Below are 16684 nucleotides of genomic sequence, written 5' to 3'. Positions count from 1 at the left end.
TCGTCCTTATTCTCCTACACTATAGTTTGGTGCTTCTTTTGTAATGATGATATCATGGGGATGACTTTCTCTTAATCCTGCCCCTGTAATCCTAATGAATTTTCCATTTTCCTGTAGGTCTTTAATCGTAGCAGTACCACAGTACCCCATACCAGCCTTTAATCCACCTACTAGCTGTAGTACAGTATCCTTTAAAGGCCCTTTGTAAGGTACTTTTCCTTCTACGCCCTCTGGTACTAACTTTTTATTGTCTTCTTGGAAGTAACGATCCTTACTGCCCTTTTCCATAGCACCGATAGATCCCATACCTCGATAGGTTTTAAAACTTCTTCCCTTATAAATCACTGTTTCCCCAGGACTTTCTTCTGTGCCTGCAAATAAAGAGCCTATCATGACAACATTGGCTCCTACAGCTATGGCCTTTGGAATATCTCCAGAGTATTTTATACCCCCATCCGCAATGACTGGTACATCATAAGCCTTGGCTGCTTTTGCACAATCGTATACAGCTGTAACTTGCGGAACCCCTATTCCTGCTACAACCCTTGTCGTACAAATCGATCCAGGACCAATACCTACCTTAACAGCATCTGCTCCTGCTTCAATCAAGGCTACCGTCGCTTCTGCAGTAGCTATGTTCCCAGCTACTAGTTGAAGTTCAGGATATTGTGCTTTAATTTGTTTTACCGCCTCAACAACGCCTTTAGAATGTCCATGGGCAGTGTCTACAACCACTACATCTACTTTGGCCTTATACAAAGCTTCTACTCTCTCCATCATATCTTTAGTAATACCTACTGCTGCACCTACCAATAGTCTGCCCTTTGAATCCTTAGCTGAGTTAGGGTATTTTATGGATTTTTCTATATCCTTAATGGTAATTAATCCCTTTAGCATGCTCTCCTGATCTACAATAGGCAGCTTTTCAATCTTATTCGCCATCAAAATCTTTTGGGCTTCCTCCATTGTAATACCTTCTTTGGCAGTGATTAGGTTGTCTTTGGTCATTACCTCTGTAATACTTCTATCATAATTGGTCTCAAAACGAATATCACGATTCGTAATGATACCTACAAGTTTTCCTTTTACAGTGATAGGTACACCAGAGATATGGTATCGCTCCATAAGTTCTAAAGCATCGGAAACAGCATGTTCTGGTGATAAAAAGAAGGGATCTACAATCACCCCATGCTCACTTCGCTTTACCTTGTCCACTTCTAATGCTTGTTCTTCTATTGACATATTTTTATGAATGATGCCGATGCCGCCTTCTCTAGCCATCGAGATTGCCATCTTACCTTCTGTTACTGTATCCATCCCAGCACTCATCAATGGAACATTCAGCTTTATTGTCTTTGTTAGGTAAGTAGATAAGTCCACTTCATTTGGTAAAATCTCAGATTTAGCAGGAATCAATAGAACATCGTCAAAGGTTAAGCCTTCTTTTACAATCTTATCCTCCATGGGGTAAACCCTCCTTTGTTGAAATGATATTAAGATAAAGAAACCCGTATAATAATTACTCTCTCAAAAGAGTGAAATTATTATACGGGTTTTATAAAATATATAAAGTTCAGCAAAACCACACAGAAATCCTCTCCATACAGCCCCACCGCAATATAATAACTTCACCCATAGCCCAGGGATTTACGGTCCCAATGGTAGAAACTATCGATCCATATTATCGATATTATATGAGTGTTGTTTTTATTGAGTTGTTAATTAATATATAACTTAACAAATCATTCGACAAAAGTCAAGAATTATTTTACCATTTTTTGCGGTTTCGTTCGGACTTTCTATGCATCTAGTTTTTGATTGGTTTTTTCCATAAATTTATCTACTGCAATAATGTATCTTGTATGAGTTCCTTCTCCGATCTTATCCTTTTCATCATAGGCAGCAATATTAAAAGTAAGTTTCTTACCTTCTACTTTCACTAACTCTGCTTCTGCATAAGCCTTCATACCAATTGGGGTAGCAGCCATATGTTTAGCATCTAAATGTGTTCCCACAGTGGAATAGCCTTCTGGTAAATCAGCCGCTACTACCTTCATTGCCGCATTTTCCATTAACGCAATCATTCTTGGTGTGGCCAATACCTCTACACTTCCACTTCCTAGAGATACTGCTGTGTCCTTCAGTTCTACTTCTAATTCTACCTTATAAGACATACCAACCTTTAAATTAAATTCCATCTCATACACCCCTTATTAAAATTTAGAAATTATGGTTTATAACCTATGTACTATAACTCACCCATTTCCTTTAACCGCTCTATAATAGGCAGCTTTTGTGTACATACAACCTCGCATTTACCACAGGCTATACAGTCGGCTGCAATAGGGTCATCTTCTTTAATCCTACCGGCTTGTTTTAACCAGTCAACCTGCTTTTTCATTGTTTCTTCATCCTTTAACACCTTCAAATTATATGCCTGTAGATAGTGATGGATCTGTATTTTTTTAGGACAGCTAATGCAGTATTGACAACCTGTGCATAAGGAGTCCATATCTTTAGCAATTTTTCTTTTAATTTCTTCACGTTTTTCCTCCGAGAAGGTTAGTGGATGTTCTAAAGTCTTTATGTTTTCCTCCACCTCTTCTAGCGTCCCCATCCCTGCTAAAACCACCGTTATACCATCTTGTGCCCCATTGAATCTTAAGGCTGCTTGGTTTACAGATTCACCTTCATATTGTTTTATAAAGTCAAAATACTCATGATGCTGGGGAATTAATCCCCCTCCTAAAGGATTCATGGTTACAACTCCTACATTATGTTCAAGGGCGGCTTTGATACCTTCCTGGCGGAAGGGATGATTAATAACATTATAACCCAGCAATACCCCTTCAAAAACTTTATCTTCAATAATTTTACGGATATCTTGCCCTTTACAATGGGTAGAAAATACCAAGTGATCGATCAAACCTTCCTCTTTTGCTTTCATAGCTCCCTCATAAGGACCGCCAGGAGCCATAATCTTTGTATACTGTTCTAAGTTCATAATGCACCACATATGAAAAAAGTTGATTTTCTCTACACCTAACTTATTTAGAGAATCTTCTATTCTTCTTCTTACAGCATCTGCATCAGGATCGATCCTCAACATAGTTTTTGTGGAGGTATAAAACTCCCTTGGCATATTTTTAAATGCCTTTCCAAAAATGGCTTCACTTCGTCCATCACAATAAAGATGTGCTGTATCAAAATAATTAATACCTAACTCACTGGCTCTTCGGACAACCTCTACAGCATAATCTTCATCTTTACCAAAACGCATTCCGCCAAATCCGATGACAGAAACCTTTTTTCCCGTATTACCATACTCTCTATAAATCATTTAAAAACCCCTCCTTGCATACTGTCGTAAGTAGTCTTTCCTTTCTATCCATTATACATGATTTTTTTTGCTTTTTCTAATCTTTGTCTGTTTTTCTATACTAGCAAAACGGCTTCATCAAGATTCATTTACTGGAAGTAACAAGTTTATTCATGTATGGGTTTATTTTCAATCTATATCTTTTTAATTTTGTTAAATAATAATGTAGGAATAGATTCTACTCTAACACATCTTAAGGAGGTTGTATCAATGAATACCAACATGAACAATCAAGCAACACCACAGTTAGATGCTAATAACTTAAAAATCTTAGAAGATCAGTTAAACTATGAAGCCATGATGAACAAAAAGTTTGCTACCTATGCTGGATATTGCACAGATACTGAACTAAAAAATTTATGTCAGCAAGCAGCTCAAAAGCATAAACAACATTACAATGAATTATTAAATTATCTAAACTCTCATCAATAATCAATAGGCAATCGAGAGAATAACTTTAAACATATTTCAAGGAGGGTTATTTTATGAATACAAACCATCAAGCCAGCTTTACTGAAAAAGAGTTAATGAACGATCTATTGGCCTCCGCGAAGCAAGTAACCTCTGCTTATAACGTCGGTATTACTGAAGCTTCTTGCCAAAATTTAAGACAGCATTTAACACAGTGTTTAAATGACACACAGCAAATCGAATATCAAATTTTTGATGCTATGCAAAAAAGAGGTTGGTATCAAGTGAAGCAAGCTCAGTCTCAAGATGTTCAAAGTGCTAAAACAAAGTATAATCAAATGAAAACCGAGTTAAAATAGTGAATTTCTTCAGCTAAAGCTGTGAATATCTACAAAAAATTAATAGACCAGATTTTCAGTAAACTGAATACCTGGTCTATTATCTTTTAAAATCCTTCTCAGCAGATTTTTGAAACACTTCTTCAATCAATTCTTTCACTTAATTCCTTTCTTATTTCTTACTCTTATTTACTAACAAATTTACTCTTTTACAACAAGCTTACGATCTTGAAGCTCAGTCATCCCCAAAATGAGTTTCTGGTAGATGCTTACAAATCTTTTCTTAAAAATCTTTTCTTAAAAATCTTTCACTCAATAATCTAATAGCTACTTCTTTTACTTCTTTACTTCTTTACTTCTTTACTTCTTTACTTCTTTACTTCTTTACTTCTTTACTTCTTTACTTCTTTACTTCTTTACTTCTTTACTTCTTTACTTCTTTACTTCTTTACTTCTTTACTTCTTTTATCCTTACACCTAACTCTTTACACCTTGACTATATCATACTTCTTGCATTACTTTGGAAAGCCTTGTTTCTTTATTGCTACTATACAAAACTTATGGTAAAGCTTTTTGGTATAACCTGCTTGGGAAGGATCTTATCTATAGTATACCAAGTTTTTTGAAAATTAGCAAGATATTTTTAAAATATTTATAATATTTTTATTTTTCTATTTATTTCCAATATAATAAAGGGAGTGGTTGCAACCACTCCCTTTGTTGTATTACTTTATTACATCATTGGCATACCGCCGCCCATTCCTGGAGGCATTGCTGGCTCATCTTCTTTAACATCTACTATTGCAGCTTCAGTTGTTAATAACATTGCTGAAATAGATGCTGCGTTTTGAAGTGCAGATCTTGTTACTTTTGTTGGGTCTACGATACCTACTTCAAACATATTTACATACTTTTCATTTAGTGCATCAAAACCTATACCTTTTTCTGCGTTCATTACTTTTTCTACAATAACAGAACCTTCAAGCCCTGCGTTTTCTGCAATTTGTCTTACAGGCTCTTCTAATGCTCTTCTGATAATCTTAACACCTGTCTTTTCATCGCCTTCAACAGTATCTAATAAAGCTTCTACTGCTGAAGCAACATTTGCTAATGCTGTACCACCACCAGGTACGATACCTTCTTCTACAGCAGCTCTTGTAGCGTTTAATGCATCTTCAATTCTAAGCTTTCTTTCTTTTAGTTCTGTTTCAGTAGCAGCACCTACTTGGATTACAGCTACACCACCAGATAATTTTGCTAATCTCTCTTGAAGTTTCTCTTTATCAAACTCAGAGGTTGTTTCTTCAATTTGTACTTTGATTTGATGTACTCTATCTTTAATGGCTTTTTGATCGCCAGTGCCTTCTACAATCGTTGTATTTTCTTTGTCTACTTTAACGGTTCTAGCTGTTCCTAGCATGTCAATTGTAACAGACTTTAACTCATAGCCTAGTTCTTCGGAGATCACTGTACCACCAGTTAAGATAGCGATATCTTCTAACATAGCTTTTCTTCTGTCGCCAAAGCCTGGAGCTTTTACAGCTACACATTCAAAAGTACCTCTTAATTTGTTTACAACTAATGTAGCTAATGCTTCACCTTCAACATCTTCAGCAATGATCAATAGTTTTTTACCTTGTTGTACGATTTGCTCTAATACTGGCAGGATTTCTTGAATGTTAGCAATCTTCTTATCAGTAATTAAAACGTATGGATCACTTAATACAGCCTCCATTTTTTCTGTATCTGTAACCATGTATGGAGATAAATATCCTCTGTCAAACTGCATACCTTCTACTACATCTAAAGTAGTTCCCATAGACTTAGATTCTTCTACAGTAATAACACCATCTTTACCTACTTTTTCCATAGCATCTGCGATTAATTTTCCGATTTCTTCATCACCAGCAGAAATAGCTCCTACCTGCCCAATAGCTTCTTTACCTTCTACTGATTTAGAGATATTTTTCAATTCAGCTACTGCTGCAGTTACAGCCTTTTCTATACCCTTCTTTAGAATCATAGGATTTGCACCAGCTGCTACGTTTTTAATACCTTCTCTAATAATAGCCTGTGCTAAAAGTGTAGCTGTTGTAGTTCCGTCTCCAGCCACATCATTTGTTTTTGTAGCAACTTCTTTTACTAATTGAGCTCCCATATTTTCATAAGAATCTTCTAATTCAATTTCTCTAGCAATGGTAACACCATCATTGGTGATTAATGGAGATCCAAACTTTTTATCAATAACAACATTTCTTCCTTTTGGCCCTAATGTCACCTTTACAGTGTCTGCAAGTTTATTTACACCTGATTCTAACGCACGTCTAGCGTTTTCACTGAATTTAATTTCTTTTGCCATTGTAATACCCTCCTCGAATCTTTTTGTTTTTTCTTCTCTTTTATGTATTCTTCTCTTGTCTACTGAACAATAGCTAAAATATCATTTTGTCTTAAAATTGTGTATTCCACACCATCATACTTTACTTCTGTTCCTGCATACTTTGAGAAAATTACTTTGTCTCCTGGTTTTACTTCCATAGTAATTTCTTTTCCTTCTATTACACCCCCAGGACCTACAGCCACAACTTCCGCCATTTGTGGTTGCTCTTTAGCACTTCCTGGTAAAACAATACCACTTTTTGTTGTTTCCTCAGCTTCTACTTTCTTAATAACAACTCTGTCACCCAATGGTTTAATATTCATAATTTAACCTCCTTAACAAAATTTTTTATTTTAAAATAGATTTGCCTAACTTTTTTGTTAGCACTCATCTTTAAAGAGTGCTAATTACATTTATAATATTATATAAAAGCATTTTACCAGGCAAACTTCACTAGTTGTTATTATAACCAATTATTGTTTATTATTACTATTTATCTAAGTTTTTTACACTTTTTCATTTCTTTTCATAAAATTACATGCTTTTCTAAATTGATAACCTATCGATATAATAAATTCTTCCTTTGGAAAATTTAAAGGATGACTTTGTTATAAGCAATAACGGAAATTATAACTTATCTACAACTTATAAACTTTATAAGTTGTAGATAAATTATAGAAAGCCACCTTATGTGGCTTTTTATAAGATATTTTGTAAGACTGTACTAATACTAAGCAATAACGGCTGCAATACTGGCTGCAATACCTGATAAACAATAGGAAGAAATACTGCTGGCAGCATATTGGCTACAGAAATTCGTTTGATTTCTAGAATGTTAAAGGCTATCCCTACAATCAGCAATCCTCCAATCGCTGACATTTCCTGTATAACAGACTCCACCAAAAGATATTTTACAGCACCTGCTGTTATAGTAATCAGTCCTTGATAGATAAAAACAGCCGCAGCAGAAAAAGCCACGCCTATACCTAAGGTGGAAGCAAAAATAACCGCAGAAATTCCATCTAAGAGAGACTTTGCATATAATGTCTGATGATTTCCTGTTAATCCACTTTCTAAAGATCCTACAATTGCCATTGCCCCTACACAGTATACAAGACTTGCAGTTACAAATCCTTTAGCAACAGTCCCCTGCCCTTTACCAATTTTTCCTTCTATCCAAAGTCCTACTTCATCTAATTTGGTGGCAATCTTTATTTTTTCACCAATAATACTACCTAATACAATGCTGAATATTACTACAAGAATGTTACCAGTTTTAAAAGCCCCCATTAGACCGATCACCAATACACTAAGACCTACCCCCTGCATGATCGTAGTTTTATAATGGTCAGGAATACCTTTCCTTAGCAAAACACCTAATAGTCCTCCTAGAATAATAGCTACTGCGTTTACAACTGTTCCCAACATTCTTATTCCCCCGTTTTTCCTTAGTTTTTCTTTTGAGAATTACTGAATCCCTGCCTCTAAGCAGCATGATTCATTTTTTTCCTAAGCCTAGTTCCCTAGCATAGTAAAACAAATATTGTTGTGCAAAACCCGCATATCCTCCGTATCTTTCTTTAGCAAATTCTTGTATTTTAGGGATTGCTGTTTCTTGGGAAAAATAAAAGTGTTCCATCACTCTTTTAATCCATACATCCACTGGAAAAGCTTCCATTTTACCCATGCAAAAAAACAATATGCATTGGGCAACCTTTGGACCTACACCCGAATAATTCATCAGTTCCTTCTGACAATCTGTTGCATCGAGATTTTTTATTCTCTCCAAAGCTGTAGGCATACTAGCCACCACAGATGCGGTTTTGGCAAGATAAGAAGCCCTATACCCTGTATTGCAAGCAGCAATTTCTTCTATAGTTAGCTTGGCTATTGTTTGTGGATCAGGAAAAGCATATCTTTTTTTTCCGTAAAACTCTCCTAAATATTCTCCATGGCCTTCACACAACAGTTCAATAGATTTCTTTATCCTGGGTATATTATTATTAGCTGATAGAATAAAAGATACCAATGTTTCCCATGGCTCTTGCCTCAAAATTCTAATTCCCTTACCAAAGGTTACAGCTTCCTTCATAACTGCATCATCTTTACTTAATTTTCTTTTAATCTCACTATAGTCAGTATTTAAGTCAAAATAGTCCATCCATATTTCCATGAAATCTTCTTTAGTGGTATATCGAAATACAACATCTTCCCCTACCTTTTTTACATTCAATACCTTTTTAAAGGCAACCCCTGTATAACTGCCATCTGACTCTCTTTCCCATCGAAAACATTGTCCACATTCAAATATATGCTTAGGATCAAAATCTAGTATGTTTTTTACGATTATTTCATCATCTTTATAGAGGATATTTAATTGCATTTTTTTCTCCTTCTCTTATATCACTACCTTAGCTGTTATAAATATCCGAAAACTTAAAGCCTAAGAGCACACTGGTTGCCTTCTGCTGCAACAACGCATTCTTTGGCCAAACCTTAAAGTCTTCTTTTAAGAAAAACTGGATAGCATTATCGTTACTCTCTTCTATTATTACCGTAATCCCTTCAGCCTTTTCAAACCTTGCGTAACCTTTAGAAGCCTTTACTAATTTTCTAGCAATCCCTCTTCTTTGATATTGTTCTAAAACCCATAAGTTTCGTATCTCTAAGAAATTGCTGACCTTATCATATATCATCTCAATGCAACCCATCGTTACTTCATCTTGTTCTATCACAAAAACCTTTGTTTTTGAGTCCTTCTGCATCTTTTTTATATCTATCTGTTGTAATTCTCTAATGATCATAATTTAGGTTTGTTGAGGTGTTCATCCTCAACTTCCTCCTTCTTTTAGCATTTATTCAGTAGCTTCTCCTCCTGATTTTAGACCTCTAAGGAGGACTTTTGGCATGAAGATACCACTCCTCTACAAGCAAGTGGTCACAAGTCTACTGAGAAACAGGATGGTATATATAATACATTTTATGAACTAGCATACCTGTATCTATATCAATAAACACCATTACTGGCTGCTGATTTTGTTCAATACGATAACTATGGGTCAGCTTAGGCTGATAACGGGTATAAAATGATCTAACAATCGCCAATCCATTATATTGCATATCTCCAAAGTCTTTTCTAAACTTCTCTTGTACTTCTTCTTCAGTTATGGTTTCCTTGTCATCTTCTATTCTTGTGTTGGTAAAATCATTAGTAAACTTCAAAATTTTCCCTGAATCAGCAGATATATTGACGATATAGGCATCTGATACGATTTGCATCCCATTTCTTAAAGGCGTGAACCTAAAGGAATATACTGCATCTTCCTTCTCCTGTGATTCTATATAGAATACTTCTTCCTTTACTTCCTCTTTATAAAACATAGTTAAGAATTTTCTTGCAATATCTAACGCTTCTTTTACCACCAGATCTTTACCCTCAGAAGCATTTTGTTTTGTTTCGAAATTTCTGATGTTTCCGTGTATAGCATCCATCCATATCAAATATACTTCTTCTTCACCCTCATAATAGCTTAATTGATAATAATGCACGCCATCTCGTATAAATACCTGTTGGTCATCATCCCTTAGCTCTAAATTTTTTAGAAAAGGCATTTTATCTTCAGCAAAGAGCACTACCTCTCCATAAGATATATATTTAGGATGCTTATTAGGCAGTTGACTATGCCTATAGAGTTTGCTAATCTCTTCAATGCTATTTGCAATTTGGATCAGACCACCATCATTAGCTACAGGGTTTTTCAACTCTACTAAACGATCTTCTATACTATGATACGCCAATGATAATCTCTTTAACTGATCCTGCATAGCTTCTAACATATCTATGTCATATTTCATCAGCTGATTCTCATTGGTCTTATATTGACGATCTAAATGATGACTAATGGTATTTCTTAAAGCTTCAATGCTACCAAGGGCTTTTTGCATTCTTTCGTTAGGTATTTTGTTAGACTGGTTTAAGTCCACCCAATGATTGAAGGCAAAAGCTAGGGTAATAACAGATGTCTCAAGATTTTGAAGTGCTTCTGGTGACTGTTCTTCTATCAACTCTTGCATATACATAATACTTTGCCGTATATTACTTTCAACATTGGAAGCTGTAACTGTATTTACTTGTCCTATCTTTTCATTGGCATTCTTTAAATCTCTATAGTAGATTAGATTGACTCCTATACTACCAATCAACAATGTTACTAGAATGGCTTTCGTATACTTCTTCATCGCCTCTATGACCTCCTAGTTTGCTTTTTCTTCATATATCATACCACAAAGATAGAAGATTAAGTAAGTACTTTCTTGACTTTTTTAAGCTTTGTAGTTACCATAGAATTAAAAGATTTTGCAAGAATGAACTGTTTATAAACAGTCATCCTTGCTTATAGAAATGTGGGCTATTTATGAAGGAAAAACGTATCGATTGTTATAAATGTATATATTTTCATATTACTTGGGATAAGAAGTTTCCTAGGGGCTGTAAATTTTTCGGTTTTAAAACTCATCAACTTCCCTCGATTTCTGTCCTTCAATCCTCTGGTAAGCCCTGCTATGCTTTCAAAGAAAAACCGAAGGATTTTAACTAAATTCTATTTCTCTAATCCCTGAGGGGTCCACCTCATTTAATGTCTTTAATTCCTCTAATGTAGGTGGCGGCGTAAACTGTAAACTGTCATAGACAATAGGGAATCCTGTATTCTCTTGCACTTCCTCCAATGTGGTATAAGGATGGACACTTTCTAACACCAAACCTCTTTCCTCTTTCTTAAAAACACATAAAGGCGTTACTACCCTATGTATATTTCCTTGAGCAGTAACAAAATCACACTTTTCTACAAAAGCCTTCTGATCATGCTTACTTCTCCATATAATAGCTTTCTTCGCAGTGGGAAGCAAACAAGCACTGCCAGCTCCTCCTGGCAGGCGTACCTTTGGCTTATGATATTCTCCTATAACACTAGAATTAATTTTCCCCATAGCATCTATCTGAACACCACTTAAAAAGGCAACATCTAAACCTCCTCTTGCAGACAAATCAAAAACTTCTTCAAGTTTGAAGACAGCTTTTGTTCCCCTCAATAATACTGGTGCATCGGTAGACCTTGGCAGCGGTTTCGGTTCAGCATCTACTCCTCCTGCAATATTTAAGTATACAAGATGTGGTGCATGTAATGCCTTCGCCAGCAAAATAGCTACCATAGGCAAGGGGGATGCTACCCCATGAAAAACAGTTTCTCCATTTTTCAACATTCTTGCAATGGTTATTGCCATCATATCAGATGGTTTATATTCCATAAAATCACCTCTCTTCTTTTTCTAGAGCCCTCTTCCGTCTTTTAGCTCGTAGTTTTCCAAATAAAGTTTTAGTTCCTCTGCTGTTTTTATTTTTTTAAAGTTATCTAAAGAGACCTTATCTAAATCATATACACCTGCACAAGTTCCTGGCTTTGCTCCTCCTGGTAGATGCACTACTGCCTTTACTAAAAAGCCCGGTATATCTATTAACTCCGGCTGTTGTTTAAGCCTTTCTCCATCTATAATAGCTTCCGTTGTTATGATTACATTTTTTGCTGCTCTTGACATAAGGATATCTTCGTACTTTGGACCTATAATCCTAGCATTACCTTCTTGATCTGCTTCTTGTACGTGAAGAACTGCCCAATCTGGTCGAATAGCTTCCACAGCAACCATTCTTTCTCCACTATAAGGATCTTCAACAGTTTTGAACCCACTGACCTCTATCAGATCACTGCCTATCATACCTCTTATTGGCATAAAGGGTATCCCATAGGCTGAAGCCCTTAATCCTGCGATAATCGTATAACATGCATGCTCCTTTACCTCTAGTGTTCCCTTTTCCACTGCTTTTCTAAAATGCTGGGCTAAACCATACTCAGTTTCGTAGCTAACAAATCCCGCTGAAACCCTTCTAACAACGCCATAAGCACTCAGAAGGTCCAGATCATGAGCCCCTGCTGTTTTTATAACTTCTATGTTTCTGAGACCCTGTCTTGCCATTTGTCGAACAAAAGCATGGGGACTTCTATGTAAAACATTTCCTCCTAGTGCTACAATATCTTGATGCTTCATCATTAGAACTGCTTCTTCTAAAAAAATTATTTTGCCTTTCCGTGACAGCATTTTTTCACCTCCTATTTTCTTGCAGGCCATGGTACATTTCCTGTTATTCCCATTTTTTCTCTTATTTTCAGCAAATCTTCTATTTTATCATGAGATAACTCATTGGCTTGCCCCAGCATTTTAGTAGTCAATATCATTTTCGAATAAAACTCTAGGGTTTCCATACGATAGTAAGCTTCCAAAAGATTCCTTCCCCATGTTAAAGCACCATGATTTGCTAGCAGTACAGCATTATGATCCTTTAAATAACTGGCTATAGATTCTGGTACCTCTTGGGTAGAAGGTGTAGCGTACTTAGCTATAGGAACAACCCCTAATGTAATAATAGCCTCCGGCAGCAGCGCTTTGTCCAAAGGAATTCCTGCCACTGCCAAAGCTGTGGCAGTCAAAGGATGAGCATGTACTACAGCCTTAACATCCGGTCTTTCTTGGTATACCTTTAAGTGCATTTTCAACTCAGAGGATGGCTTACTATCACCTTCTAATACCTGCCCTTCTAGATCCACCTTCACCAACATGTCTGGTGTCATAAATCCTTTACTAACACCTGTGGGGGTAGTCCAAATTTCATTTTCTGAAACACGAAGGGAAATATTACCATCATTAGCGGCTACAAATTCTCTATCATACATTCGTTTCCCTATTTCACAAATTTCTTCCTTCATTCTTCTCCTCCATCATACTCTTTATAGATTTTTTCCTTTAAGATTTGTCTTTAATAAAGCTATGCTGAAATCTCTTATTAATACCAATCAGCGACGATACTAGGTATTAGTCTTTATCATTTCAAAGGTTTGCTGTTTCTAAAACCCAGCATATTTACGCATAAACATATGCGTAACTGTGCTGGGTTTTCTCAAATACCTTTATAATAAAGTCATAGGCGTTAACTTAATACAATTATTACTAAAATTCTCTTAAACTGTCATCCTGAGGGTAGCGAAGGATCTTGGAGTAGCCAAGGATTTTACTAACACTAAGATCCTTCGATTCCGCTTTGCTCCACTCAGGATGACAAATTATGGCTTAAGTTAACGCTAATGATAATAAAGTATAGTTAATTAAAAGCCTTTATTCTATCTACCACTTCGTCAATATTTTTTATTTCTTTACGCTGCAAAACAAGAATTTCACCAATATCTAATGCTAATAACTGGGCCTTTTTTCTTTGTTCCAGTTCCTTAATATTATCAATATCCGCCACATGAGCTAAACCATAAATTCTTCGAATCATTTTACAGCCAGCATAGCCTAAAGTATCTTCAAACAAATTCCTCATATACACTTGTTTATATAAAAGATTGGATTCCATAGGGGCAGTAACATTATCTTCCCATAACTCCATAAAGTTCTTATAAAATTCCTTCCATATCTTCTTTATACTTTTTAATAAGTAGCTTCTATAGCTTTCTAGTTTTTGTTGATCTTCTTCCATATGGGCAGCTTGTGCAATATAATTTAAAATAAAGTTTCCTATAATAGCTCCTATATCAAAACCCATTGGACCATAAAAGGCAAACTCTGGATCGATTACCTTCGTACTTTCCTCGGTTACAAAGACACTGCCAGTATGCAGATCTCCATGAATCAAGGCCTGTGCCTTCGTCATAAAGCCTTCCTTTAGGATTGCCACTTCTTTTATAAGCTCTTGATTATTCCAGTTTTTTCTTACTCTATCTAGTAGATGAGGTTCTATTTTATTTCCTGCCGCATCAAAGTAAGGTTCAGAGAATACTAAATCCTCTGTAATTTTACAAAGCTCTGGGTTGATAAATTTTTTTTGCATTTGTTTTTTCTTCATCTGGTCCATGCCTAAGTCAGAAGTAAAGAAAAGTGTGTATGCCATAAAGACGCCTATGTTTTCTGCAAAATTAGGATATTCATTACCCTCAATTAAGCCTTTTCTCAATATAATATGGTCAGATAGATCCTCCATAACAATCAGATATAAATCCCTATCAAAGCGATATACCTTAGGTGTTAAGTTTGGACATAGTTCTCCCTGTAACATCAATGCTTCACTTTCTATTCTAGCACGCTCTAATGTTACTGGCATTGCCTCTCCCACGATTCTCGCATAAGGTAAGGCCTGCTTTAGTATAATGCTTTTTTCAGAAGCCTCCTCCCAAACACGGAATACTAGATTTAAGTTTCCATCTCCAATTTCTTTACATTGAAGAGCAGCCTCTTCAGAAAAAATATCTAAGTTTTTCTTCACATACTCCACTGCAGTAGCTTCTGTCAACGCTTTGTAATTGACCGCCATAATTTCCCCCTCTTCCTCTGACTTTATACCTTTTTAAAAGAAATCGTTTTCATGCATTGGCTTAAAAAAATTGTTTTGGAAGTGCTTATCTGAATTTTCCACCTTTTTTGAACATTATATAATAGATTTTTATACAAGTCTAGCAGTTTTTACTTTATCTTTTATTTAACAAAGCCTCCCCGTCAGCCTATGTAAGAACCTAGCCTAGCAAAAAGTCTCTAAGGTCTAACGAAAGTGTCATTCTGAGCACAGCGAAGAATCTTAAGCTCCTAAGGACAAAAACATGTATAAAAACCTCGAGTTCTTACGAGAACTCGAGGTAAATTCATCTATAAATATATCTAGTACCATCCTCTTAGCTTCATGGCATCCGAAACCCGCTTAATGGACATCATGTATGCTGCTACTCTCATATTCACATTATGCTCTTCTTTTAATGCCCAAATCTCTTCAAATGCCTTTACCATTAGTTGCTCTTGTTTTTCCTGAACCTCTGCAAACGTCCATGTATATCTCATTAAGTTTTGTACCCACTCAAAATAAGATACTGTAACCCCACCAGCGTTTGCTAAGATATCCGGAATTAAAACAACACCCTTTTCATCGAGAATTTTGTCAGCATCAAGTGTAGTAGGACCATTTGCTCCTTCGCTAATAATTTTTGCTTTGATTTGACCTGCATTTTCTGCTGTAATTTGATTTTCCAAAGCACAAGGTATGAGAATGTCTACATCCGTAGTGACTAATTGACTCCTATCTAACTCTTTTTCTGCCTGCTTAAAACCCTTTATAAACTTATTGGCTGTTGTATATTCTACTAATGCAGGAATATCTAATCCATCTTCCTTTACAAGACAACAAGATGCATCAGAAACCGCCACTACCTTCGCACCCATTTGTTCAATATAGATGGCAGCATAGCTACCAACATTACCAAAACCCTGGATAGCAACTCTTGCTCCTTCTAAAGACATACCAATTTTTTTAGCAGCATCCCTTGCCATAATAGCTGCTCCATAGCCTGTGGCTTCTGTCCTTGCCAAAGATCCATAGAAGTTTACAGGTTTCCCTGTAAGCACACCTGGCTCAAATCTACCAGTAGCTTTGTGATATTCATCTACCATCCAAGCCATAATTTGACCATTTGTATTTACATCAGGAGCTGGAATATCTACCCGTTCACCAATAATCGGTGAAATAGCCCTTGCAAAACCTCTAGATAATCTTTCAAGTTCTCCTTGGGATAGTTTCGAGGGGTCTACGATAATACCACCCTTACCACCACCATAAGGTATACCTACCACACCACATTTGAAGGTCATCCATGTTGAAAGCGCTTTTACTTCGTCCATTGTTACATCAGGATGAAATCTAATTCCACCTTTGAAGGGCCCAACAGCGTCATTGTGTTGTGATCTATAACCAATGAAGCTTTTTACTGTACCATCGTCCATTTTAACGGGGATAGCTACTTCTAATACTCTCATTGGATTCTTCAGTATTTCATATACCGCTGGATCTGCACCTAATTTGTCGCATGCCTGTTTTACCTGCTGTTGTGCTGTTTCAAATACATTAATGTGCTTTTCTCCCATGTTTATAAATCCTCCTTAAAAGTATTTTTAATATGGTGATAAAAAGTGTAGTGTAGGTTTCGTCGGTCATAAAATTACAATGGCTGCTTTTAGGTTATATATTATAAGCTATTATGTAGTTATGAAATCCTTTTCATAACCTTCACCTGCATTATAACATAC

At 36.0% G+C, this 16684-nt stretch carries 16 protein-coding genes and 1 riboswitch; of the genes, 2 read left to right on the top strand and 14 right to left on the bottom strand.

The genetic code is table 11. The features are described 5' to 3' along the window. Positions 1–6: 6 nt before the first annotated feature. The 3 genes from guaB to CACET_RS01780 form a co-directional block, all read right to left on the bottom strand. Entirely contained in the window at positions 7–1464 is a 1458-nt protein-coding gene (gene guaB / locus CACET_RS01790) for an IMP dehydrogenase (RefSeq protein ID WP_044823238.1), read from the bottom strand. 151 nt (positions 1465–1615) lie between these two features. Beyond that, positions 1616–1718: riboswitch (purine riboswitch) on the bottom strand. 81 nt (positions 1719–1799) lie between these two features. Beyond that, positions 1800–2198 carry a thioesterase family protein gene (locus tag CACET_RS01785; RefSeq protein ID WP_044823239.1) on the bottom strand — a complete coding sequence of 133 codons (399 nt, stop codon included), beginning with the start codon at positions 2196–2198 and terminating at the stop codon, positions 1800–1802. A 50-nt stretch (positions 2199–2248) separates the two neighbouring features. Next, on the bottom strand, positions 2249–3340 hold the full coding sequence (locus CACET_RS01780) for an aldo/keto reductase (protein WP_044823240.1): 1092 nt from the start codon (positions 3338–3340) through the stop codon (positions 2249–2251). A gap of 249 nt (positions 3341–3589) precedes the next feature. Between CACET_RS01780 and CACET_RS01775 the strand changes: the two genes are divergently transcribed. Both CACET_RS01775 and CACET_RS01770 read left to right on the top strand, forming a co-directional pair. Continuing rightward, complete coding sequence (locus CACET_RS01775; protein ID WP_242846870.1) at positions 3590–3811, top strand: hypothetical protein; 222 nt, start codon at positions 3590–3592, stop codon at positions 3809–3811. A gap of 53 nt (positions 3812–3864) precedes the next feature. After that, positions 3865–4149: a spore coat protein gene (locus CACET_RS01770; protein WP_044823241.1), complete on the top strand. Its 285-nt coding sequence runs from the start codon at positions 3865–3867 to the stop codon at positions 4147–4149. 712 nt (positions 4150–4861) lie between these two features. On the opposite strand, the gene groL is transcribed toward CACET_RS01770, so the two are convergent. From groL to CACET_RS01710, 11 genes are all read right to left on the bottom strand, one after another. After that, positions 4862–6487 carry a chaperonin GroEL gene (gene groL / locus CACET_RS01765; RefSeq protein WP_044823242.1) on the bottom strand — a complete coding sequence of 542 codons (1626 nt, stop codon included), beginning with the start codon at positions 6485–6487 and terminating at the stop codon, positions 4862–4864. Between the two features lie 59 nt (positions 6488–6546). Beyond that, positions 6547–6831 carry a co-chaperone GroES gene (gene groES / locus CACET_RS01760; protein WP_044823243.1) on the bottom strand — a complete coding sequence of 95 codons (285 nt, stop codon included), beginning with the start codon at positions 6829–6831 and terminating at the stop codon, positions 6547–6549. A 376-nt stretch (positions 6832–7207) separates the two neighbouring features. Beyond that, positions 7208–7936: a DUF554 domain-containing protein gene (locus CACET_RS01755; protein ID WP_044823244.1), complete on the bottom strand. Its 729-nt coding sequence runs from the start codon at positions 7934–7936 to the stop codon at positions 7208–7210. Positions 7937–8006: 70 nt separating this feature from the next. After that, a complete protein-coding gene (locus CACET_RS01750) occupies positions 8007–8891 on the bottom strand; it encodes a DNA-3-methyladenine glycosylase family protein (RefSeq protein WP_044823245.1) in 885 nt (294 codons plus the stop codon). Between the two features lie 28 nt (positions 8892–8919). Then, a complete protein-coding gene (locus CACET_RS01745) occupies positions 8920–9312 on the bottom strand; it encodes a GNAT family N-acetyltransferase (RefSeq protein ID WP_044823246.1) in 393 nt (130 codons plus the stop codon). A gap of 142 nt (positions 9313–9454) precedes the next feature. After that, positions 9455–10747, bottom strand: coding sequence for a YcdB/YcdC domain-containing protein (locus CACET_RS01740; protein WP_044823247.1), 1293 nt, complete (start codon positions 10745–10747; stop codon positions 9455–9457). A gap of 351 nt (positions 10748–11098) precedes the next feature. Next, positions 11099–11815, bottom strand: coding sequence for a CoA-transferase subunit beta (locus CACET_RS01730; protein WP_044823249.1), 717 nt, complete (start codon positions 11813–11815; stop codon positions 11099–11101). A 21-nt stretch (positions 11816–11836) separates the two neighbouring features. Then, positions 11837–12661, bottom strand: a complete 825-nt coding sequence (locus tag CACET_RS20070) for a CoA transferase subunit A (protein ID WP_044823305.1) — start codon at positions 12659–12661, stop codon at positions 11837–11839. Between the two features lie 11 nt (positions 12662–12672). Then, on the bottom strand, positions 12673–13326 hold the full coding sequence (locus tag CACET_RS20065; protein ID WP_144414698.1) for a class II aldolase/adducin family protein: 654 nt from the start codon (positions 13324–13326) through the stop codon (positions 12673–12675). A 392-nt stretch (positions 13327–13718) separates the two neighbouring features. Next, positions 13719–14927 (bottom strand): S-methyl-5-thioribose kinase, encoded by a 1209-nt coding sequence (gene mtnK / locus CACET_RS01715; protein ID WP_044823250.1) that lies wholly within the window; start codon positions 14925–14927, stop codon positions 13719–13721. 341 nt (positions 14928–15268) lie between these two features. Continuing rightward, the gene (locus tag CACET_RS01710) at positions 15269–16522 is read right to left on the bottom strand and encodes a Glu/Leu/Phe/Val family dehydrogenase (RefSeq protein ID WP_044823251.1); all 1254 of its coding nucleotides are present in this window, start codon (positions 16520–16522) and stop codon (positions 15269–15271) included. Positions 16523–16684: the final 162 nt, after the last annotated feature.

The sequence above is a fragment of the Clostridium aceticum genome (assembly GCF_001042715.1).
Classification (GTDB): Bacteria; Bacillota; Clostridia; order Peptostreptococcales; family Natronincolaceae; genus Andreesenella; species Andreesenella acetica.
The sequence above is the reverse complement of the archived record's forward strand: the minus strand, read 5'-3'. Positions and strand labels throughout refer to the sequence as shown.